The sequence below is a fragment of the Catellatospora paridis genome, assembly GCF_009720365.1.
GTDB lineage: Bacteria > Actinomycetota > Actinomycetes > Mycobacteriales > Micromonosporaceae > Catellatospora > Catellatospora paridis.
Window position 1 is genome coordinate 317,953 of the sequence record NZ_WBZD01000016.1, and the last position, 20,190, is coordinate 338,142.

14 protein-coding genes are annotated in these 20,190 nt (G+C 71.9%); 9 read left to right on the top strand and 5 right to left on the bottom strand.

Features of this window, described 5'->3' with window-relative positions; all coding sequences use genetic code 11:
- Positions 1–3: 3 nt before the first annotated feature.
- Complete coding sequence (locus F9C41_RS30760) at positions 4–1,146, bottom strand: hypothetical protein (RefSeq protein WP_155390354.1); 1,143 nt, start codon at positions 1,144–1,146, stop codon at positions 4–6.
- 239 nt (positions 1,147–1,385) lie between these two features.
- Between F9C41_RS30760 and F9C41_RS30765 the strand changes: the two genes are divergently transcribed.
- On the top strand, positions 1,386–1,847 hold the full coding sequence (locus tag F9C41_RS30765; protein WP_155390295.1) for a hypothetical protein: 462 nt from the start codon (positions 1,386–1,388) through the stop codon (positions 1,845–1,847).
- A 120-nt stretch (positions 1,848–1,967) separates the two neighbouring features.
- Here the strand turns inward: F9C41_RS30765 and F9C41_RS30770 are convergent, their stop codons facing one another.
- The 3 genes from F9C41_RS30770 to F9C41_RS30780 all read right to left on the bottom strand — a co-directional run bounded on the left by F9C41_RS30770 (position 1,968) and on the right by F9C41_RS30780 (position 6,177).
- A complete protein-coding gene (locus tag F9C41_RS30770; RefSeq protein WP_155390296.1) occupies positions 1,968–3,221 on the bottom strand; it encodes an amidohydrolase/deacetylase family metallohydrolase in 1,254 nt (417 codons plus the stop codon).
- A gap of 146 nt (positions 3,222–3,367) precedes the next feature.
- Positions 3,368–4,273 (bottom strand): HAD family hydrolase, encoded by a 906-nt coding sequence (locus F9C41_RS30775; RefSeq protein ID WP_155390297.1) that lies wholly within the window; start codon positions 4,271–4,273, stop codon positions 3,368–3,370.
- Positions 4,273–6,177, bottom strand: coding sequence for an arylsulfatase (locus tag F9C41_RS30780; protein ID WP_230690140.1), 1,905 nt, complete (start codon positions 6,175–6,177; stop codon positions 4,273–4,275). Before F9C41_RS30780 ends, F9C41_RS30775 begins: the two co-directional genes overlap by 1 nt.
- A gap of 110 nt (positions 6,178–6,287) precedes the next feature.
- Between F9C41_RS30780 and F9C41_RS30785 the strand changes: the two genes are divergently transcribed.
- The 5 genes from F9C41_RS30785 to F9C41_RS30805 all read left to right on the top strand — a co-directional run bounded on the left by F9C41_RS30785 (position 6,288) and on the right by F9C41_RS30805 (position 11,767).
- On the top strand, positions 6,288–6,995 hold the full coding sequence (locus tag F9C41_RS30785) for a ZIP family metal transporter (RefSeq protein WP_155390298.1): 708 nt from the start codon (positions 6,288–6,290) through the stop codon (positions 6,993–6,995).
- 163 nt (positions 6,996–7,158) lie between these two features.
- Positions 7,159–7,935, top strand: a complete 777-nt coding sequence (locus F9C41_RS30790) for an HdeD family acid-resistance protein (RefSeq protein ID WP_196280026.1) — start codon at positions 7,159–7,161, stop codon at positions 7,933–7,935.
- Positions 7,936–8,003: 68 nt separating this feature from the next.
- A complete protein-coding gene (locus F9C41_RS30795) occupies positions 8,004–8,915 on the top strand; it encodes a formylglycine-generating enzyme family protein (RefSeq protein WP_155390355.1) in 912 nt (303 codons plus the stop codon).
- 164 nt (positions 8,916–9,079) lie between these two features.
- On the top strand, positions 9,080–10,333 hold the full coding sequence (locus tag F9C41_RS30800; protein ID WP_155390300.1) for a hypothetical protein: 1,254 nt from the start codon (positions 9,080–9,082) through the stop codon (positions 10,331–10,333).
- 105 nt (positions 10,334–10,438) lie between these two features.
- Complete coding sequence (locus tag F9C41_RS30805) at positions 10,439–11,767, top strand: ATP-dependent 6-phosphofructokinase (RefSeq protein WP_155390301.1); 1,329 nt, start codon at positions 10,439–10,441, stop codon at positions 11,765–11,767.
- A gap of 18 nt (positions 11,768–11,785) precedes the next feature.
- Here F9C41_RS30805 and F9C41_RS30810 read toward each other — a convergent pair whose 3' ends face one another.
- On the bottom strand, positions 11,786–14,359 hold the full coding sequence (locus F9C41_RS30810) for an MGH1-like glycoside hydrolase domain-containing protein (RefSeq protein WP_155390356.1): 2,574 nt from the start codon (positions 14,357–14,359) through the stop codon (positions 11,786–11,788).
- Positions 14,360–14,544: 185 nt separating this feature from the next.
- Here F9C41_RS30810 and F9C41_RS30815 point away from each other — a divergent pair, with 185 nt between their 5' ends.
- The 3 genes from F9C41_RS30815 to glgB all read left to right on the top strand — a co-directional run bounded on the left by F9C41_RS30815 (position 14,545) and on the right by glgB (position 20,036).
- Positions 14,545–16,509 carry an amylo-alpha-1,6-glucosidase gene (locus tag F9C41_RS30815; RefSeq protein ID WP_155390302.1) on the top strand — a complete coding sequence of 655 codons (1,965 nt, stop codon included), beginning with the start codon at positions 14,545–14,547 and terminating at the stop codon, positions 16,507–16,509.
- Positions 16,510–16,651: 142 nt separating this feature from the next.
- The gene (locus F9C41_RS30820) at positions 16,652–17,992 is read left to right on the top strand and encodes a glycosyltransferase family 4 protein (protein WP_230690141.1); all 1,341 of its coding nucleotides are present in this window, start codon (positions 16,652–16,654) and stop codon (positions 17,990–17,992) included.
- Positions 17,993–18,194: 202 nt separating this feature from the next.
- Positions 18,195–20,036 (top strand): 1,4-alpha-glucan branching protein GlgB, encoded by a 1,842-nt coding sequence (glgB, locus tag F9C41_RS30825; protein ID WP_230690142.1) that lies wholly within the window; start codon positions 18,195–18,197, stop codon positions 20,034–20,036.
- The last annotated feature ends 154 nt before the right edge of the window (positions 20,037–20,190 follow it).

Below are 20,190 nucleotides of genomic sequence, written 5' to 3' on the forward strand. Positions count from 1 at the left end.
GGTTCACTTGCGCAGGGTGGAGGACTTGACGGTGGGGTTGCGGGCGCCGAGGAAGAAGATGCCGGGGAAGCCCCTGGTCTCGAAGCCGTCGCTGGGGTTGCGCTGCAGGGTGGAGCTCTCGATCGTCATGGTGCCGGTGCGGTCGTTGCTCACGAAGAAGACCGCGCCGCCGCCCTCCTCGGCGTGGTTGTCCGTGACGATCGAACCCGCGATGCGCACCGTGAACAGGTTGCCGTCGGTGTAGATCGCGCCGCCGCTGCCGCCGCCGGGCTTGCCTGCGCGGGCCGGGTTCGCGCCGCTGCCGATGGCGCTGTTGTGGGTGAGTACGCTGTTGAGCACCACCCAGGAGACGCCGATGCTGCTCAGCGCGCCGCCATTGGAGCACCGGCCGCCGAGCCCCTTGCCGCCGCCGAAGGTGCTGTTGACGATGTAGACCGGCAGGTTCTTGGACTGGCTGAGCACCCGGATCGCCGCCCCGCCCAGATCCGGGCCGGTGTCGTCGCAGCGATTGCGGATGAAGCGCGAGTTGACCACCTTGAGCCGCCCACCGCGTACGAAGATCGCGCCGCCCCCGCCGCCCTCTGCGGTCTCGCCGGTCGAGTTGCCGTCGGCGAAGGTCAGGTTCTGCACCGTGAGCTGGGGGTGGTCCTGGTCCTGGCAGTGCGAGGTGGTCCAGCCCTGCGCCTGGTCACACGTGTTCATGTAGAGGATGCGCCGCTTGCCGCCGCCGCTGAGGGTGATCTTCCCGCCGCCGTCGAGCACGATCTTCGGCCCGTTCGCGTTCTTCACCTTCGCGGTGGCCGCCATGGTGATGGTCAGCGGATCCGGCCCGCAGTCGAACGTGATGACCCCGCCCGCCGCGACGGCGGCGACCACGGCCTTGGACGTGCAGCTCGCGGGCGTGCCGTTGCCGATCACCCGGGTCGGCCGCGACGTGTCGACGGCCTTCGCCTCGGCCGGCACGACCGCCTGGCCCTTCGGGTTGCCCACCACCACCGCAGCCGTCGGCGCGGGCGACGAGGGCGCCGCGGGCGCCGCGCTCGGGGCCGCCGACGACGGCGCGGCACTCGCCCCGGCCGCCACCCAGCTGCCCTGCGGCGCCTCCGGGACGGCCTCCGACCCGCACCCCGCCGGCAGCACCGCCATCACGGCACCGGCAACGACCGCAACCCAGGAACGCCTACGCACCGCAGGAGCCTAAGCCCTAGCCCCACTTTCCGCCTCTCGGCACTGGCCGCAGCGTCGGGAGGGGGAATGGTACGCGGCCGTGCGGTCCCCTGCGCGGGCTTGGCCGAGTTCGCCCGGGCCTGCCCGTCGCGGGCAGAAGATGGACGTCTTGGGGCCGGCTCTCCCAGCCGGGCCCGCGGCCCCGATTGGAGGACGTCATGCGACGCCTCTCACGCGCAGCCTGCATCCTCTCCACCACGGTCCTCGCCGCGCTCGGCTTCAGCGCGGTGCCTGCCGCGGCCGAACCCACGCCGCAGGTCTGCACCAAGACCGCCAAGACCGTCGAAGACGGCCTCAGCCAGTTCGCGACCGAGCTTTCCAAGGTCACTGCGGCCGCCGACTCCGGCAACATGGCCGCCGCGAACCAGTCCGTGAAGGCCGCCGGCGGCGAGCTGGTCGACCTCGCCGCGAACCTGCGCACCGATGCGGCCTCCGCGGACGCCGCAGACGTCAAGACCACCCTGGGCCAGCTCGCCGACGAGTTCGAGTCCCAGGGCAAGAGCCTGACCGACATGAGCTCGCTGCAGAAGCTCGACGTCACCAAGATCGACGCCCTTTCCGACAAGATGATCGCCATCTGCGGCGCCGCCTCCTCCGGCACCCCGGCCACACCGCGCTGACCAGCCTGTCCCGATCCAGATGAGTCGTGGTCACGCCGGTGGCCGCGACTCTTCTGGATCCGTGGCGTCTGCGCGAGAGTGCACAGCGGCGAGCCGAGGTTGCCGGGTGAGAAGGGGCGGTCAGCCGCGGGGGAACTGTTCTGCCAGGCCGTCAGGCGTGACGAGGGGTGTCGTGAGCAGGTCGCGGACCATGCGGTCGCGGCGGGTGAGCGCGTCGCGCTGGGCCGCGGTGAGCGGGATCCACGGCGGCGGCGGCGCGGGCAGGCTCGGCGGCAGCAGCCGCCCGGCGACGTAGGTGGCCTCGTTGCGCAGCCGCAGCGGCGCACTCCGGATCTGCCCGTGCACGTCGGCGAGCGGGAACCCGCCCCGTTCCATGGCGAACACGGCCAGGTCGGCCGGTGCGCCGACGCGCAGCGTGCCGGTGCCCGCGGGCAGCCCGAGGGCGTGCGCGGGCGCGCTGGTCGCCGCGGCGACGACCGCGGCGAGCGGCAGGCCGACGGCGAGCAGCTTGGCCATCGTCGTCGGCAGGTCGAAGGCGGGGCCGTGCAGCGAGCGCGCGTGCAGGTCGGTGGAGACGATGTGCGGCGGCATCCCGGCCGCGAGCTGCGCCTCCAGCACGTCGTACGCGAAGCCGCCCGAGCCGTGGCCGAGGTCGAACAGCACCCCGGCGTCGTACGCGCGGCGCAGCGCCGGATCGAGGCCGCCCCGGCCCAGGGCGATGCCGCTGGCACAGTGCGTGACGATGTCACCGGGTCCGAGCAGCGGCAGCAGTTCGGCGATGGTGGGCGGAGCGAGCCCCACGTGCACCATGAGCGGCAGCTCGCAGGCCCGGGCGACGGCGACCGCGCGGCGCAGCGGCTCCAGCCCGTTGGCCCCGACGGTGTTGGCGTCGATGCGGGCCTTGATCCCGTACACCACGTCCCGGTTCGCGGTGACGGCGGCGATCGCGAGGTCGACGTCGCACGCGGCGAGGTCGCGGGACTCGCCGGTGAGCCCGGTCAGGCCGACGGCGGAGATGTTGAGCAGCACCGGCACCCGCACCCGGTAGCCGCGCACCGCGCGGCGCAGGGCGTCGAGCCCGTACGCCCCCGCGGAGCCCGCGTCGACCCAGGTGGTGACGCCGGAGCACCAGGCGACCGGGTCGGGGTCGATGCCCCAGTACGTCGCCCCGGGGAAGACGTGCGTGTGCAGGTCGACCAGGCCGGGCGTGACCAGGCGGCTGCTCGCGTCGACGAGCTCGCGGGCGCCCTCGCGGGCCAGGTCCGTGCCGACCGCGGCGATCCGCCCGCCGGTCACCGCCACATCGGCCACGCCGTCGCGGCCGCCGTCCGGATCGATCACATGACCACCGGTCAGCAGCAGGTCGTAAACCATGCCAGGGCTCCTCGCGGTCGGCGCTCCCGGACGACCCTAGCCGCCACCGGCGACCCGCCGCACCGTACCCGCGGCACCGTCACCCGCGACCCGCGCGGCAGGGCCCACCCGTGCGGCCCCGACCGGCGGGGACACACCCGGGACGCTCACGCCGGGAAGATCACTGACCAGTCGTCCCGCATGGAGACCACGGTCCAGCCCAGACGGCCCGCGGTGGCGGTGATCGGCTCGGTGTCCTTGAAGGTCACCGCGGCCGAGGCGTACGCGTACTCCCGCTCCGCGTCGTCGTGGTCGATCAGCACGGCCAGGCTGGGCATGCCCGCGGCGCGCGCGTACTCCAGCATCTCCCGGTCGCCCGCGGAGTTGCCGGCCGCGAAGATCGGGCGGCGGCCCAGCTGGGTCTGGATGTGCTCGACCTTCGCCGAGCCCTCGTTGACCTCGCCCTGCGCCTGCGCGGTGCGCACCAGCGCCGGACCGCCGCCGTGCTGCTCCTCGTAGTGGTATTCGACCAGCGTGCCGACCACGTCGTCGGGGCGCACGCCGTAGAGGTCGCGGCTGACCGCGCGCACGAACTCGGTGCCGCCGCCGGTGACGATGAAGACGTCGAAGCCGTGCCCGCGCAGCGCCTCCAGCAGCTCCAGCATCGGCTGGTAGACCATCTTCGGATACGGGGCGCCTCGGCCCGGGTGCTTCTCGGCCGCCATGAAGTCGCGCACCCGTTCGGCGAACTCGTCCGGCGTCCAGCCCGCGCACAGCTCCAGCAGGGCCAGCGCGATCCGCTGCAGGCCCAGTTCGCCGAGTGCGGCCCGGTCGCCGTCCAGCAGGGCCCGGTATTCGGCCCGGTCGGCGAGGGCGGCATCGTGCTCGACGGCGGCGTGCAGGGTGCGCACGAGGAAGTCGTACTGGATGTAGTTCGGCTTCTCGCACCACAGCGTGCCGTCGTTGTCGAGCACGGCCACCCGCTGGTCGGGAGGCAGCGCCAGCGACTCGTCGAGGAACGACGTGATCGCTTCGCGCGCGGGGCCGGGCCGCCAGGAGGGCAGGAATGCCATCAGTGACTCCCTATCCCTTCCCGCAGCTTCTCCATGACCTGGTCGACCGTGAAGCTGGCCGCGTGCTGGCGCGGCGGGAACTTTCCGAACGTGGCCATGAAGGCGCCGACCAGTTTCTGCGCGGCCAGGATCATGTACACGCGGTCCAGGAACCAGGAGTAGTAGGTGTTGGACGTGACGTCGGCTCGCTCGAACGGGTCGGTGCGCAGGTTGTAGAGCTTGGGCACGCGCAGCACCGTGAACGGTTCGGACCACACGCGGAACGTGCCCGGAGCCCGCTGCTCCAGGAAGACCACCTTCCAGTTGTCGTAGCGCAGCGCGGTCAGGTCACCGTCGTCGGAGAAGTAGAAGAAGCCCTCGCGCGGGCCGTGCGGCTCCTCACCGGTGAGGTACGGCAGCAGGTTGAACCCGTCCAGCTGCACCTGGAAGTGTTTGCCCGCCGCCTCGTGCCCCGCCTCGAGCTTGTCCACGATGTCCGGGTCGCCAGCCGCGGCCAGCAGCGTCGGCAGCAGGTCCAGGTGGCTGACGAGCTCGTTGGAGATCCGCCCCGGCCGGATGCGTCCGGGCCAGCGCAGCATGGCCGGCACCCGGTAGGCGCCCTCCCAGTTCGAGTTCTTCTCGCTGCGGAACGGAGTCGTCGCCGCGTCCGGCCACGAGTTCATGTGCGGGCCGTTGTCGGTGCTGTACATGACGATCGTGTCGTCGGCGATGCCGAGTGCGTCGAGCAGGCCCAGCAGCTCGCCGACCAGCCGGTCGTGGTCGATCATCACGTCGTGGTAGTCGGACTGCCACGGGCCCGCCTGGCCCTTGATCTCGGGCCGCGGGTGCGTCTTGAAGTGCATGTGCGTGGTGTTGAACCAGACGAAGAACGGCGTGTCCGCGGCGGCCTGCCGACCGATGAAGTCGGCCGCGTGCTCGAACGCCTCGTCGTCGATGATCTCCATCCGCTTGCGGGTCAGCGGTCCGGTGTCCTCGATCTTCTGGCCGCCGCCGGGCAGCGCCCAGCAGTGCAGCACGCCGCGCGGCCCGAAGTTGGCCTTGAAGTCCGGGAAGCGCCGCGGGTCGGGGTAGTCCTCGTGCTCGGGCTCCTCCTCGGCGTTGAGATGGTAGAGGTTGCCGAAGAACTCGTCGAAGCCGTGCATGGTGGGCAGGAACCGGTCCTTGTCCCCGAAGTGGTTCTTGCCGAACTGGCCGGTCGCATACCCGTGCGGTTTCAGCAGTTCGGCGATCGTCGGGTCCTCGGCCTGCAGGCCGAGGTCGGCGCCCGGCATGCCGACCTTGGACAGTCCGGTGCGGAACACCGACTGCCCGGTCAGGAACGCGGCCCGGCCCGCGGTGCAGCTCTGCTCGCCGTAGTAGTCGGTGAAGCGCACCCCCTCGGCGGCGATCCGGTCGATGTTCGGCGTGCGGTAGCCCATCAGCCCGTCGCTGTAGCAGCTCAGGTTGGTGATGCCGATGTCGTCACCCCAGATGACCAGGATGTTGGGCTTGCGGCCCGCGCCCGCCCCGCCCGCCGCCGACCGCGGCGAGGACTTGCGCGCCGGCCCTCGGTCGGCCGAGTTGCGTGCGCTCGCGCGGGAGGGCGGGGCCTTCTTCGCCGGTACGGGAACCGCCGCCTTCTTACGCGGCCCCGCCTTGCGTGCGGTCGGCCCACCCAGCCCCCCGCCCGCAACCACAGCCGCCGACCTGAGCAGCTGCTCCGCGGGGGCGGCCTTCGCGGTGGCCTTCTTCCCGGTGGCCTTGGTGGCAGCGGCCTTCGACGTGGTGGCCTTCGGCGCGACGGTCTTCGTCACGGTCGCCTTGCTCGGGGCGGCCTTGCGGGCCGCCGTCTGCGCTGCGGCCGCCTGCTTCGCCGACGCCTTCTTCGCGGTGGCCTTCTTCGCCGTGGACTGCGTACGGGGCATGTCGCCTCCCAGGACCCGGATACCGCGCTCCAGTATTCCGGAGATACGAGCCTTATTTCCGTTATTGCCGGAATGCGTTGATACCGTCGTAACCGGACGATGGAGGTCGCGTGGGCGTGCTGACGGCTGCGGGATGGGGCGCCCTGGCGGCGTTCTCCCTGGTCGTGGGCGCGTGGCTGGCATTGCGGACGCGCCCGGTCCCCGCGACACGGGTCGGCATGGTTATGGGCTTCGGCTCCGGCGCGCTGCTCGCGGCGATCGCGTACGAGCTGGTGCCCACCGGCTTCCACCAGGACGTGCTGCTGTTCTCCGCGTTCGGCCTGGGCGGGGTGGTCTTCTTCGTCACGGACGCGGTCGTGGCCGGGCGGCGCACCATGGGCGCGGGCTCCGCGGAACGGTCCCTGGTGATCGGCGCGCTGCTGGACGGCGTGCCGGAGTCGCTGGTGCTGGGCATCGGGGTGGCCATGAGCGGCGAGGTGGCGGTGGCCTTCCTGGTCGCGGTGTTCGTGTCCAACCTGCCCGAGGCCATCGGCGCGACGGCGACCATGCGCACCCACGGGCACACCAGAGCCCAGGTGTACGGCGTGTGGTGGAGCATCGTGGCGGTGTCGGCGCTGGCCGCGGCCGCCGGCTACGTGTTGTACCAGGTGGTGCCGCGCGCCGACGGCGGTTACGTGGAGGCCTTCGCCGCGGGCGCGGTGCTGACCATGCTGGCCGACTCGATGATCCCGGAGGCCTACCGGCAGGGCGGCAAGGCCACCGGCCTGCTGGCCGTGCTCGGCTTCGCGGTGGCCGGCGCGCTCTCCGCGCTGGAGTAGCCGATATCAAGGACATATTGCGGAAAAACCGCATTTCAGTATGAGCCGGTGCATAGTCTGCAACCGGATGGCTCTCACTTCCGGCGGGATCCATGAGCAGGCGCGACGATCGAAATCGGCCGCGGTCCGCACATGCCGCCGACGAGCGCAGCGAGGAGAAGGCATGAGCACCGCATCGCCCAGCCCCAGCACCGGTAAGCCCGGCGCGGCCGCCACGGCCGGCGCCCACGCGGCGAAGGAGGCCGAGGGCGTGGCGACCGGCACCGCACGGGCGGCCACCGGGTCCACGCCCGGCCCGATCCCACCGGGCACGACGTCGACCGGCGACGTGTTCCGCAGCGCCGGAACGCCGCTGCCCGCGTCCCGGGTGCCGTGGTGGCTGTTCCTCATCACCGGCGTCTGCTGGATCATCGTCAGCTGGTTCGTGCTGGCCCTCAACCAGTCGCCGGTGCGCAGCATCGCCACGGTCGCCACGCTGGCCGGCATCGTCGTGCTGGTGGCCGGCATCTTCGAGCTGTTCCAGGCGTTCACCGCACCCGGCTGGCGCTGGCTGCACGCCATCCTCGGCGTGCTGTTCCTGATCACCGGCTTCATCTGCTGGATCAACCCCGGCGGCACGGTGTTCTGGCTGGCCGCGTTCATCGGCTGGTACCTGCTGTTCAAGGGCGCCGCCGACATCGTGCTCGCCTTCCTCACCAAGAAGGAGCACGACGGCTGGTGGCTGGGCCTGGTCGTCGGCATCATCGAGATGCTGCTGGGCTTCTGGGCCGCGGGTCGCTTCACCCGCTCGTTCTTCCTGCTCATCGTGTTCGTCGGCGCGATCTGCCTGGCCCGCGGCATCACCGACTTCATCATGGCGTTCCGGATGCGCGACCTGAAGCACCAGGCGGAGAAGGGGCTCGTCGGACCGGGCGGCACCGGCACGGCGGTCACCGCGTGAGTGGACCGGTCACCCTGACCCGGCCCGGCCGGGACGGCGAGGCACCAGGCGCGCCGCCCCGGCCGGGCATGGTGTGGCTGCCCGGCGGCACGTTCCGGATGGGCTCCGACGCGCACTACCCCGAGGAGGCCCCCGCGCACCCGGCGCGGGTCGGCGGCTTCTGGATCGATCGGCAGCAGGTCACCAACCGGCAGTTCGCCGAGTTCGTCCGGCGGACCGGCCACGTCACCGTCGCCGAGACCGCCCCGGACCCGGCCGACTATCCCGGGGCCGACCCGTCGCTGCTGGTCCCCGCGTCGGTCGTGTTCATCCGACCGCCCCGCCGGGTGGACCTGCGCGACGTGCGGAACTGGTGGCAGCTGCTGCCCGGCGCGGACTGGCGTCGCCCGTACGGGCCCGGCTCGGACCTGCGCGGCCTCGACGACCATCCGGTCGTGCACGTGGCCTGGGCCGATGTCGCCGCTTACGCGGCCTGGGCGGGCGGCGACCTGCCGACCGAGGCCGAATGGGAGTACGCCGCGTCCGGCGGCGCGACCGAGCCGGCCGAGTACGCCTGGGGCGACGAGCTGACCCCGGCCGGGCGGCACCTGGCCAACGTGTGGCAGGGCGAGTTCCCGGTCCTCAACCTGGCCGCTGACGGCTACGAGTCGACCGCGCCCGTCGGCTCGTTCCCGCCGAACGCGTTCGGGCTGCACGACATGATCGGCAACGTGTGGGAGTGGACGTCCGACTGGTACGGCCCGCACGACACCGCCGGTCAGCACGGCTGCTGTGCCCCTGCGAACCCGCGCGGCGGCGTGGAGCAGGCCAGCTACGACCCGGCCACGCCCGCCGTACGCATCCCCCGCCGGGTGATGAAGGGCGGCTCCTTCCTCTGCGCGCCGAACTACTGCCGCCGCTACCGCCCCGCCGCCCGGATGCCCCAGGCCGTCGACACCTCGACCTGCCACCTCGGCTTCCGCCTGGTGATCCGGCCCTGACCCGACCCGGGCGTCCTCGATCGTCCGACTTGCCCGGCGCATGCGGGTATGCGTGCGCAAGATACGCACATCTGCCGGGCAAGTCGGACGACCTCGGGTGACGGTCGCCGCCGGGTGGGGACCCGGGCTGCGGGCGGGCAGGTGTTCCGGGGAGGATTCTCCCCATGTCCTCAGCGCCCTTCGCCGTCCTCGCCCCCGAGGTCCCGGCGACCGCTCCCGAGGATCCGCGGTCGCCGTCGCGGTGGCGCCGCAGGGCCCTGGCGCTGCTCCCGCCGGTGCTGGCCTACCTGGTCAGTCACCTGGTCTACACGGTCGCCGCGGCGCTGGTGGCCGAGCCGTTCCTGCCGGTGTCCGGCCGCGTGCGCGCCGACTCGGGGCTCTACGCGCTGGTCGCCTCGCGCGGTTACGAGCTGTTCCTGTGCGACGCCGACCCCGCCCTCGGCCCGATGTTCGCGCCCGGCGCATGGTGCGGCAACGCGGGCTGGTTCCCGCTCTACCCCGGCCTCATCCGGGTGCTCACCTGGCCCACCGGGCTCGGCGAGTACGAAGCCGGCCTGATCGTCACCGAGGTCTGCCTGCTGCTGTCGTTCGTGCTGCTGTGGCGGTTGCTGCGCGACACGCCCCGGCCGGTCGCCGCCGCCGTGCTGACGCTGGCGACGCTGCTGCCCGCGGGCGTCTACCTGCACGCCGTGTTCCCGATGGCGCTGGCCGGAGCCCTGCTGCTCGCCTGCGTGACCGCGGTCGCGTCCCGCCGGTGGGTGCTCGCGGGACTGGCCGGAGCGCTGGTCGCCGCGGCCTACCCGATGGGAGTCGCGGTCGCCGCGATCGGCTTCGGCGCGGTGCTGACCCTGCTCGGCCGCCGTGAGCTGCGGCCGTGGGCGGCGGGGCGGGCCGCGCTCGCCGTGTGCGGGCTGCCGCTGGCCGGGCTGGGCGCGGTCTTCGGCCTGCACCAGCTGACCGTCGGGCACTGGAACGCGTACCTGATGATCCAGGAGCACTACGGCAACGGCCTGCACAACCCGCTGGAGTCGCTGGCCGAGCTTGCCACCGAACCGGCCGTGATCCCGATCTCCGAGCCCCGGCAGGACCTGCTCTGGGTGCTGCATGTGTTCACCGACGCCGAGCTGTGGTGGGCGCTGGCGCTGGCGCTGCTGGCCGTGGCCGCCGCGGTGATCGCCTCGGCTCGCGGGCGGCTGCGGCCGTTCGACGCCGGGCTCGCGATCTACGCGGTCGCGCTGTTCGTCGGGCCGCTGATCGCCGGGCCGGGCGTGTCCCAGTACCGCTCGCACACCCTGCTGCTGCCCGCGCTGCTCGTGCTGCGGCACCTGCCCGCGAAGCTGCTGTGGCCGTACGCCGTCGTCGCGGGTGTGATCGCGGTGCCGATGGGCATGCTCTTCTCGACCTGGCTGCTGTTCTGAGCGATGATCCATCTGCCGGACCCGGCGGCGCAGCCGCGGCCCGGTGAAACATTGTCCCGATAGGCTGCTCGCCCCGCCGCGACCAGCGACATGTGGAGGACGGCCATGGCTCCGGAGTCCGTTGACCTGACGGTGCGCACGCTCGGCGACTGCCGCATCGCATCGCCGCTGGCACCGCTGCTGGCCGAGACCGAGAGCACCGAGCACTACGTCGACGAGAACGACCGGGTGCTGTTCGACGACACCGTGAACATGGTCGCCGCGCGCAAGGCCAAGCTGGACGCGCTGCCCGGCTTCGAGCCCGGCGGCCCCCGCCGCAAGATCTTCTTCCAGCCGTCGAAGACCCGCGTCGGCATCGTCACCTGCGGCGGCCTGTGCCCCGGCCTCAACGACGTCATCCGCGGCCTGGTGCTGGAGCTGACCTCGCACTACGGCGTCACCAAGATCTACGGGTTCCGCAACGGCTACCAGGGCTTCATCGCCAAGTACGGCCATCCGCCGATCGACCTCGACGCCGAGGCGGTCAGCGGCGTCAACGAGTACGGCGGCACCATCCTGGGCACCTCCCGGGGCAGCCAGGACCCGTACGAGATCGTCGACTGCCTGGAGTCGATGAGCATCAACGTGCTGTTCGTGATCGGCGGCGACGGCTCCATGCGCGGCGCGCTGACCATCGCCGACGTGGTCAAGGAGCGCGGCCTGAAGATCGCCGTGATCGGTGTGCCGAAGACCATCGACAACGACATCCCGTACATCGACCAGAGCTTCGGCTTCCAGACCGCCTTCTCCAAGGCGACCGAGTCGCTGCGCAGCGCCCACGTCGAAGCCCGCGCGGTGCCCAACGGGGTCGGCCTGGTCCAGGTCATGGGCCGCCACTCCGGCTTCATCGCCTGCTACGCGGCGCTGGCCAACAACGACGCCGACTACGTGCTCATCCCCGAGGTGCCGTTCCAGCTCGACGGCGCCGACGGCTTCCTGGCCCACCTGCGGCGGCGGGTCCGCGAGCGCGGCCACGCGGTGGTGGTCGCCGCCGAGGGCGCGGGCCAGGAGTACCTGGAGTCCGGCGAGCCCGGCCAGGTCGACCAGTCCGGCAACCGCAAACTCAAGGACATCGGCCTCTACCTGCGCAGACGTATCGCCGACGACTTCGCCGAGCACGGCATGGAGACCAGCCTCAAGTACATCGACCCGAGCTACGCCATCCGCAGCGTGCCCGCCAACCCGTACGACAGCGTCTACTGCATCCGGCTGGCCCACGCCGCCGTGCACGCGGCCATGGCCGGGCGCACCGCGATGGTGGTCGGCCGCTGGCGCGGCCGCTTCGTGCACGTCCCGATAGCCCTCGCCATCAGCAAGCGCAACCAGGTGGACCCCGCCGGCGACCTCTGGATGTCCGTCCTGGAGACGACCGGCCAACCCCGCCGCTTCGCCTGACCCCGCCCCGCCCCGCGGTCAGTGGTGGCGGTTGCGGGTGAGGATGAGGTCGAGGACCAGGGCGGTCCAGCCGCACTGGTGGGTGGCGCCCAGGCCCAGGCCGTTGTCGCCGTGGAAGAACTCCGGGAAGGTCAGGTGCTGGGTCCAGTCGGGGTGGTCGCCTAGCAGGGGGTGGACCGGCAGGTAGGGCCGGTTGCCGTGCTTGTCGGGCAGGAACAGGCTGATGAGGCGGTCGGAGAGGTCGTCGGCGATCTGGTCGAGGGTCAGCTTCTGCCCGGACCGGGTCGGATACTCCACCAGCAGGTCGTCGTGGAAGAACCGGGCGTAGTGCCGGATCCCCTCGATGAGCAGGTAGTTCGTCGGGAACCAGATCGGCCCGCGCCAGTTGGAGTTGCCGCCGAACAGCCCGTTGTTCGACTCCGCCGGCTCGTACCCCACCGTGTAGTCGTGCCCGCCGAGCCGGATCGTGTACGGCTTGTCCAGGTGCGCGCGCGACAGCGTGCGCAGCCCGTAGTCGGACAGGAACTCCTCGGTGTCCAGCATCCGGCTCAGGATGCGGCGCAGCTGCTCCGGCCCCACCACCGCGAGCAGGCGCTGCTGCTGCCCGCCGTCGGAGATCCGGCGCGCCCCGACGACCTCGGTGAACTCCGGCCGGTTGGTCAGGAACCAGCGCAGCCGGGCGGCGATCTCCGGCAGCCGCACCAGCGTCACCGAGCTGAGCGTCGTCGTCGCGCACAGCGGCAGCAGGCCGACCACCGAGCGCACCTTCAGCGGCACCTCCCGCCCGTCGGTGCGCCGCAGCAGGTCGTAGAAGAAGCCGTCCTCGTCGTCCCAGAGCCCCTGGTGCGAGGCGGCGTTGGCGATGTACGCGAAGTGTTCGAGGAACTTGGTCGCTATGTCGGTCCACACCCGGTCGTGGGTGGCCAGCACCAGCGAGATCTCCAGCAGGTTGAGGGCGTACATCGCCATCCAGGCGGTGCCGTCGGACTGCTCCAGCACGCCGGGCACGGGCAGCGACGCCGACCGGTCGAACGGTCCGACGTTGTCCAGGCCGAGGAAGCCGCCCTCGAACAGGTTGTTGCCGCCGGTGTCCTTGCGGTTGACCCACCAGGTGAAGTTGAGCAGCAGCTTGTGCATGACGCGGGCCAGGAAGGCGTAGTCGCGCCCGCCGTCGATCTCGAACACCCGCAGCGCCGCCCAGGCGTGCACGGGCGGGTTGACGTCGCCGAACGCCCACTCGTACGCCGGGAGCTGCCCGTTGGGGTGCAGGTACCAGTCGCGCAGCAGGAGCAGGATCTGCTCCTTGGCGAAGTGCGGGTCGACGCGGGCCAGCGCGACGCAGTGGAAGGCCAGGTCCCAGGCGGCGTACCAGGGATACTCCCAGGGGTCCGGCATGGAGATGACGTCGAAGCTGGTCATGTGCCGCCAGGCGCTGTTGCGCCCGAACCGGCGGCCCTCCGGCGGCGCGGGCGAGGCCGGGTCGCCGTCGAGCCAGCGGGCCACGTCGTAGTGGTAGAACTGCTTGCCCCACATCAGCCCGGCGACCGCCTCGCGCACCACCTGCGCCTGCGCGGGCGGCGTGCCCGGCGGGATCAGCCAGCCGAAGTACTGGTCGGCCTCGGCCTTACGCGCGGCCATGACCTGGTCGTACTCCACGCCCAGCGAGGGTGCCGGGCGCTCCTTGCCGCCCGGCGCGGCGATCTGCGTCAGCCGAAGCCGGATCTGCGCCGTCTGGCCCGGCTGCACGGTCAGCACGTAGTGCAGCGCGGCCTTGGTGCCGGTGCGCTCCGGGTTGACCGTGGGCAGCCCGTGCACCACGTGGTCGGCGATACCGTCTTTCGGGTAGTCGGGCGTCTCCTCGTATCCCCACAGCCGCGCCGCGTTGGTCTCGTTGTCGCAGGCCAGCGGCACGGGCGTGCCGTCGCCCTGCAGCATCAGGCGGCCCAGGATGCGATGCTGGGCCCGCAGCCCGCTGCCGTCCGCCACGATCTCCGGTTTGTCGTCGCGCCCCGGCAGGCCCCATGACCAGGTGTTACGGAACCACAGCGTGGGCAGCACGTGCAGGGTCGCGGGGTCCGCGCCGCGGTTGGTGACCGAGACGAGCACGCACATGTCCGTCGGCGAGGCCTTGGCGTAGTCGACGGTGACGACCCAGTACCGGTCGTCGGCGAAGACGCCGGTGTCGGCCAGCTCGTACTCCGGTTCGGAGCGGTCCAGCTGCCGGTTGACCGCGACCAGCTCCGAGTACGGGAACTCGCGCTGCGGGTAGTGGTAGCGCCACGACATCCACGAGTGCGTCGGCGTGGAGTCGGTGTACCACCAGTACTCCTTGGCGTCCTCGCCGTGGTTGCCCTCGTTGCCGGTCAGGCCGAAGATGCGCTCCTTGAGGATCGGGTCGGCCCCGTTCCACAGGCCCAGGCCGAAGCAGAAGGTCTGCCGCTCGTCGCAGATGCCGGCCAGCCCGTCCTCGTTCCAGCGGAACGCGCGGGAGCGGGCGTGGTCGTGCGGGAAGTACTCCCAGGCCGTGCCGTGCTCGCTGTAGTCCTCGCGCACGGTGCCCCAGGCCCGCTCGGACAGGTACGGCCCCCACATCCGCCAGGGCTCCGCCCCGGCATCCGCGTCGGCAAGTCTCCTGCGTTCCGCATCCGTCACGCGTGTTCCCCGCTCTGCTCGCCCACCCCGTGATTGTCTCCTGCCTCTGTTACACGTCTGCGTATCTTTGGCGGAGTCGCGCGATCACCATCCCGATTGCCCCGGTTTTTTGACAGAGTTGCTGCATGCGATTCGGGACGCAGGTATGCGGCGAGCCGGGCCTCGGCGCGGCGCGGGAGTGGCTGGTGGCCGACGGGCGCGGCGGCTACGCGATGGGCACGGTGAGCGGGCTGCGCACCCGCCGTTACCACGCACTGCTGGTGGTCGCGGGTGACACTCCGGCGGCACGGCACGTGGGCCTGGCCGCCCTGGATCCGGTGGTGCGCCTGCCCGGCGGCCGGATCGTGCGACTGGGCGTCCACGAGTGGGCCGACGGCACGATCGCCCCGCAGGGACACCTCCTGCTGGAGGAGTTCACCCTGGTCGACGGGCTGCCCCGGTGGCGCTGGCGGATCGGCGCGACGGTGCTGGAGCGCACCCTCGGGATGCGCCACGGCTCCCCGTGCGTGGCGGTCGTGGACCGGCTCGTCGGCGGTGGGCCGGTGGAGCTGTCCCTGGAGGCGCTGTGCACGTGGCGTGACCAGCACGGCGAGCGTCGCGCGGGTGACCTGCCGGTGCACGAGGTCGCCGGGGGCGCGGTCGTCGCCGGCGCGTACCGGCTGCGCGGCCGCCTGGCCACCGGCGGCGGCCCCGCGTCGACGCCCGCCGGACCGCCCGACACCCGGCCGTGGGCCGACCGGGCCGCCGACGCCGGCTGGGCCCCGGACGGGACCTGGCTGCACAACGTGCACCACCGGATGGAGGCCGCCCGCGGCTACGTGCCGAACGAGGATCTGCTGCTGGCGGGCCGGTTCACCGCGACGCTGGCCGAGCCCGGCGACGCCCTGGAGGTGACCGCCTGGGCCGGTGACCTGAGCGTCGAGCCGCCGCCGGCCGCGACGATCGTGGACGCGGAGCGCGCGCGCCGCCGGGCGCTGACCGCCGGTGCGGCCGACGCCGACGCCGCGCAGCTGACCCTGGCCGCGGACGCGTTCGTGGTGACCACCGCCGCCGGGCCGGACGTGGTGGCGGGTTACCCGTGGTTCGGTGCCTGGTCACGCGACACGATGACCTCCTACGAGGGCCTCTTCCTGGCCACCGGGCGCGCGGAGCAGGGGCGGGAGCTGCTGCGGGCGTACGCGGCGACGCTCTCGGAGGGCATGCTCGCCAACACGGCCGACGGCGGCGCGGTCGGTTACAACACCGCCGACGCGACGTTGTGGTTCCTGCACGCGATCGACCGGCACGTGCGCGCGAGCGACGACGACGACCTCGCCGCGGAGCTGGTGCCCGCGCTGGACGAGGTGCTGGCGGCGCACTTGCGCGGCACCCGCTACGGGATCAAGGTGGACGAGAGCGACGGGCTGCTCGTGCAGGGCGCCGACGGCGAGGCGCTGACCTGGATGGACGCCCGCGTCGACGGGATGGGGGTGACCCCTCGCGCGGGCAAGGCCGTCGACATCAACGCGCTGTGGTGCAACGGGCTGGCGGCGCTGGCCGCGCTGCGCGAGCGGGCCGGGCGGCACAGCGACGACGTGCGGCGGCGGCACGTCGTGACGGAGGCCGCGTTCCGGCGACGCTTCCCCGCGCCGGACGGCCACCTCTACGACGTGCTCGATCCGGACGACGCCGCGCTGCGGCCGAACCAGCTGCTGGCCTACTCGCTGCCGTACGCCCCGATGGAGCCGGACCCGGCGGTGCTGCACCGGATCACCGACGCGCTGCTCACCCCGCTCGGGCCGCGCAGCCTCGACCCGGCCGACCCGGCCTACCGGCCGGTGCACGGCGGCACGCTGCGCGACCGGGATCTGGCCTACCACCAGGGCACGGTCTGGCCGTGGCTGATCGGGCCGCTGGGTGACGCGCTGCGCCGGGCCGGGCTGCCGACCCGCGAGGTGCTGACCGGGCTGCTGGCGCACCTGGGTGACCACGGTCTCGGCTCGGTCAGCGAGACCGCCGACGGCGACGCGCCGCACCGGGCCACGGGCTGCCCGTTCCAGGCGTGGAGCGTGGCCGAGACGATGAGAATTCACGTCACGTCTACTGACTAGTAGCAGAGCGTAACAGACACGAAACACAAGGTCCCCAGCTCGAAATTGGTATCAGTCAGACTTTGTACAACCCCAACGGCGTACGCGGCATCGAGTGTCCGGTGCCTGATTCCGTATGCCCGGGAGTCTGCGAGGGGGCCGCATGACCATGAACCTTCCCGTTCCATCGGGTCTGCCGACGGCATCGAAGCCGCTGCGGATCATGATGCTTTCCTGGGAGTACCCGCCGGTTGTGGTCGGCGGTCTCGGTCGGCACGTGCATGCGCTGGCCAATTCGCTGGTGATGGCCGGGCACCACGTCACCGTGGTCACCCGGCACGCGCCCGGCGCGCCGCTGGAGGAGTACGCTCCCCCGCCGATGCCCGGGCTGCAGGGGGTGCGCATCGTCCGCGCGCCCGAGGACCCGCCGCTGTTCCCGCTCGCCACCCCGACGCTGCTGGCGTGGACGATGGCGTTCAACCACACCCTCACCCGGGCCGCGCTGCGGGCCGCCGAGGCCGACGACTACGACGTGATCCACGGCCACGACTGGCTGGTCACGCACACCGCGGTGACGCTGGCCGAGCACCTGGGCCGCCCGCTGGTCGCCACCATCCACGCCACCGAGGCCGGTCGGCACCAGGGCTGGCTGCCGGAGGACCTGAACAAGAGCATCCACTCCGTCGAGTGGTGGCTCGGCCACCGCGCCTGCCGGGTGCTGGTCTGCTCGGAGTACATGCGCTGGGAGGTCACCCGGTTGCTCAACCTGCCCATCGGCAAGGTCGACGTCATCCCCAACGGGGTCGACGGCCGGGTCTGGAAGGCGCCCGTGCAGGCGGTCCGCGAGGCCCGCTCGCGCTTCGCCGGGGACGGCCCGCTGGTCGGCTTCGCCGGGCGGCTGGTGTACGAGAAGGGTGTGCAGCACCTGGTCGACGCCGTGCCGCAGCTGGCTGACGAGCACCCGGGCCTGCGGGTGGTCATCGCCGGTGACGGCCCCTACCGCGAGCAGCTGGTCGAGGCGACGCACCAGTTGAAGATCGAGAAACAGGTCAGCTTCATCGGCTTCCTGTCCGAGCGCGAGCTGCCCGCCGTGCTCGCGGCGACCGACGCCACCGTGGTGCCCTCGCTGTACGAGCCGTTCGGCATGGTCGCGCTGGAGGCCGCCGCGGCCGGCGCGCCGCTGGCCGTCGCGGACACCGGCGGCCTGGCCGAGATCGTCGAGCCCGGCGTGACCGGCATGACCTTCCCGCACAGCAACCCCGAGGCCCTCGCGGGCGCCGTGGGCACGCTGCTCGCCGAGCCGGTCAAGGCCAAGCAGATCGCCAAGCGCGCGCTGACCATGGTGTCCAAGCGGTACGGCTGGCAGACCATCGCGGCCAGCACCGTGCAGACCTATCGCAGCGCCATCGCCCAGGAGCCCGCCTTCCAGGTCGAGCGCCTGGCCGAGCAGACCGGCGGTGAACGCCCTCAGATCATCGTCCCTGACGGAAACCTGCTCCGATGAGCGAGCGGAGCGAGCGAATCATGGGCGCCGTTTGGCTCATCGCGCCGCCTCCGGCGTCGCGATGAGCGCGCGCCCAGCGGGCCCGGCCGACGGCCAGGCCCGCCCCACCCCGACCGCAAGCGAACCGATGAGCAGCGAGGACGGTGCGGATACGGCTTCGGCTCGTTGGTCAACGGGGCATCCGGAACGGCGAGGAGAAGCCATGAACCTGATCGGCGATCTTGATCTTTACCTCATCGGCGAGGGCAGGCACGAGCGGCTCTGGAAGGTGCTCGGGGCCAACCCGGAGCCCGACGGCCAGGGCTGGCGCTTCGCCGTGTGGGCGCCGAACGCCCGCGAGGTGCAGGTCATCGGTGACTTCTCGGGCTGGTGGCCGGACGACGGCATCCCGATGAGCCCGCAGGGCGGCAGCGGGGTCTGGGCGGCGACGGTGCCGCACGCCGCGGCCGGCCAGCGCTACCGCTACCGGGTCCACGGCGCCGACGGCCGCTGGACCTACCGCGCCGACCCGCTGGCCGTCGCGGCGCAGTGCCCCCCGGAGAACGCCTCGGTGCTCTTCTCCACCGACTACACCTGGAACGACGAGTCCTGGATGGCCGGGCGCGGCAAGCGCGCCGACCACCACGCCCGGCCGATGTCCACCTACGAGGTGCACCTGGGCTCGTGGCGGCCGGGGCTGTCCTACAAGGAGCTGGCCGACGAACTCGTCGCCTACGTGACCGACCTGGGCTTCACGCACGTGGAGTTCCTGCCGGTGATGGAGCACCCGTACGGCGGCTCGTGGGGATACCAGATCACCGGGTTCTTCGCGCCCACGGCCCGCTTCGGCGACCCGGACCAGTTCCGCCACCTCGTCGACCGGCTGCACCAGGCCGGCATCGGGGTGCTGCTGGACTGGGTGCCCGCCCACTTCCCCCGGGACGAGTGGGCGCTGGCCCGCTTCGACGGCACGCCGCTCTACGAGCACGAGGATCCGCAGCGCGGCGAGCACCCCGACTGGGGCACGCTGGTGTTCAACTACGGCCGGCGCGAGGTGCGCAACTTCCTGATCGCCAACGCCCGCTACTGGTGCGAGGAGTTCCACGTCGACGGCCTGCGCGTGGACGCGGTCGCGTCGATGCTCTACCTCGACTACTCCCGCGAGGCCGGGCAGTGGACGCCCAACGTCCACGGCGGCAACACGTACCTGGAGGCGGTGGACTTCCTCCAGGAGCTCAACACCTCCGTGTACGCCGACCACCCCGGCGTGCTCACCATCGCGGAGGAGTCGACGGCCTGGCCGGGCGTCTCCCGCCCGGTGGAGTTCGGCGGCCTGGGCTTCGGCATGAAGTGGAACATGGGCTGGATGCACGACACGCTGGAGTACCTGAAGAAGGACCCGTCGCACCGCAGCTACCACCACGCGCAGCTGACCTGGCCCAGCGTGTACGCGTTCGACGAGCAGTGGGTGCTGCCGCTCAGCCACGACGAGGTGGTGCACGGCAAGCGCTCGCTGCTGGGCAAGCTGCCCGGCGACCGCTGGCAGCGACTGGCGGGCCTGCGCGGGCTGCTCGGCTACATGTACGCCTTCCCCGGCAAGAAGCTGCTGTTCATGGGCGCGGAACTGGCCCAGGAATCGGAGTGGAGCGAGCAGTTCGGGCTCGACTGGGCGCACGCCGACTACCACGGGGACGTGCGCGGGCTGGTGCGCGACCTGAACCGGATCTACCGGGACAGCGCCGCGCTGTGGGCCCGCGACACCGAGCCGGGCGGGTTCAGCTGGATCGACCCGCACGACTCGGGCAGCAACACCGTCTCCTTCGTACGCCACGGCAAGACGTCGAAGAAGCTGCTGGCCTGCGTGGCCAACTTCTCCGGCATCCCGCTGCACGCCCACCCGATCAAGCTGCCGCGCACGGGCTCGTGGCTGGAGGTGCTCAACACCGACGCGGAGGTGTACGGCGGCTCCGGGGTCGGCAACATGGGCCGGATCCGCACCGACGCCGAGGGCAACACGGTCGTCCAGGTCGGACCTTACGGAGCGGTCTGGTTCGCACCGGCGTGACGATGACCTTCAACATGTGACCGGCACCGGTATCGGTGCCGGTCATCGTGTTTTTCGTGTCCTACCTGGTGAACTGAGGCCACCCGAAAGGTGTGCCGGGGCCGTGAGATCAGTAGTATTTCCACGTTTCCCTCGCGTGGTCCCGCCCCCGGTG

Coding starts and splice junctions, on each gene's coding strand:
- F9C41_RS30790 (WP_196280026.1), top strand. CDS start 7,159: ATGAGCACCGCATCGCCCAGCCCCAGCACCGGTAAGCCCGGCGCGGCC.
- F9C41_RS30820 (WP_230690141.1), top strand. CDS start 16,652: ATGACCATGAACCTTCCCGTTCCATCGGGTCTGCCGACGGCATCGAAG.
- F9C41_RS30760 (WP_155390354.1), bottom strand. CDS start 1,146: ATGGCGGTGCTGCCGGCGGGGTGCGGGTCGGAGGCCGTCCCGGAGGCG.
- F9C41_RS30780 (WP_230690140.1), bottom strand. CDS start 6,177: ATGCCCCGTACGCAGTCCACGGCGAAGAAGGCCACCGCGAAGAAGGCG.
- F9C41_RS30800 (WP_155390300.1), top strand. CDS start 9,080: ATGTCCTCAGCGCCCTTCGCCGTCCTCGCCCCCGAGGTCCCGGCGACC.
- F9C41_RS30770 (WP_155390296.1), bottom strand. CDS start 3,221: ATGGTTTACGACCTGCTGCTGACCGGTGGTCATGTGATCGATCCGGAC.
- F9C41_RS30815 (WP_155390302.1), top strand. CDS start 14,545: ATGCGATTCGGGACGCAGGTATGCGGCGAGCCGGGCCTCGGCGCGGCG.
- F9C41_RS30805 (WP_155390301.1), top strand. CDS start 10,439: ATGGCTCCGGAGTCCGTTGACCTGACGGTGCGCACGCTCGGCGACTGC.
- F9C41_RS30765 (WP_155390295.1), top strand. CDS start 1,386: ATGCGACGCCTCTCACGCGCAGCCTGCATCCTCTCCACCACGGTCCTC.
- F9C41_RS30795 (WP_155390355.1), top strand. CDS start 8,004: ATGGTGTGGCTGCCCGGCGGCACGTTCCGGATGGGCTCCGACGCGCAC.
- F9C41_RS30810 (WP_155390356.1), bottom strand. CDS start 14,359: ATGTGGGGGCCGTACCTGTCCGAGCGGGCCTGGGGCACCGTGCGCGAG.
- glgB (WP_230690142.1), top strand. CDS start 18,195: ATGAACCTGATCGGCGATCTTGATCTTTACCTCATCGGCGAGGGCAGG.
- F9C41_RS30775 (WP_155390297.1), bottom strand. CDS start 4,273: ATGGCATTCCTGCCCTCCTGGCGGCCCGGCCCCGCGCGCGAAGCGATC.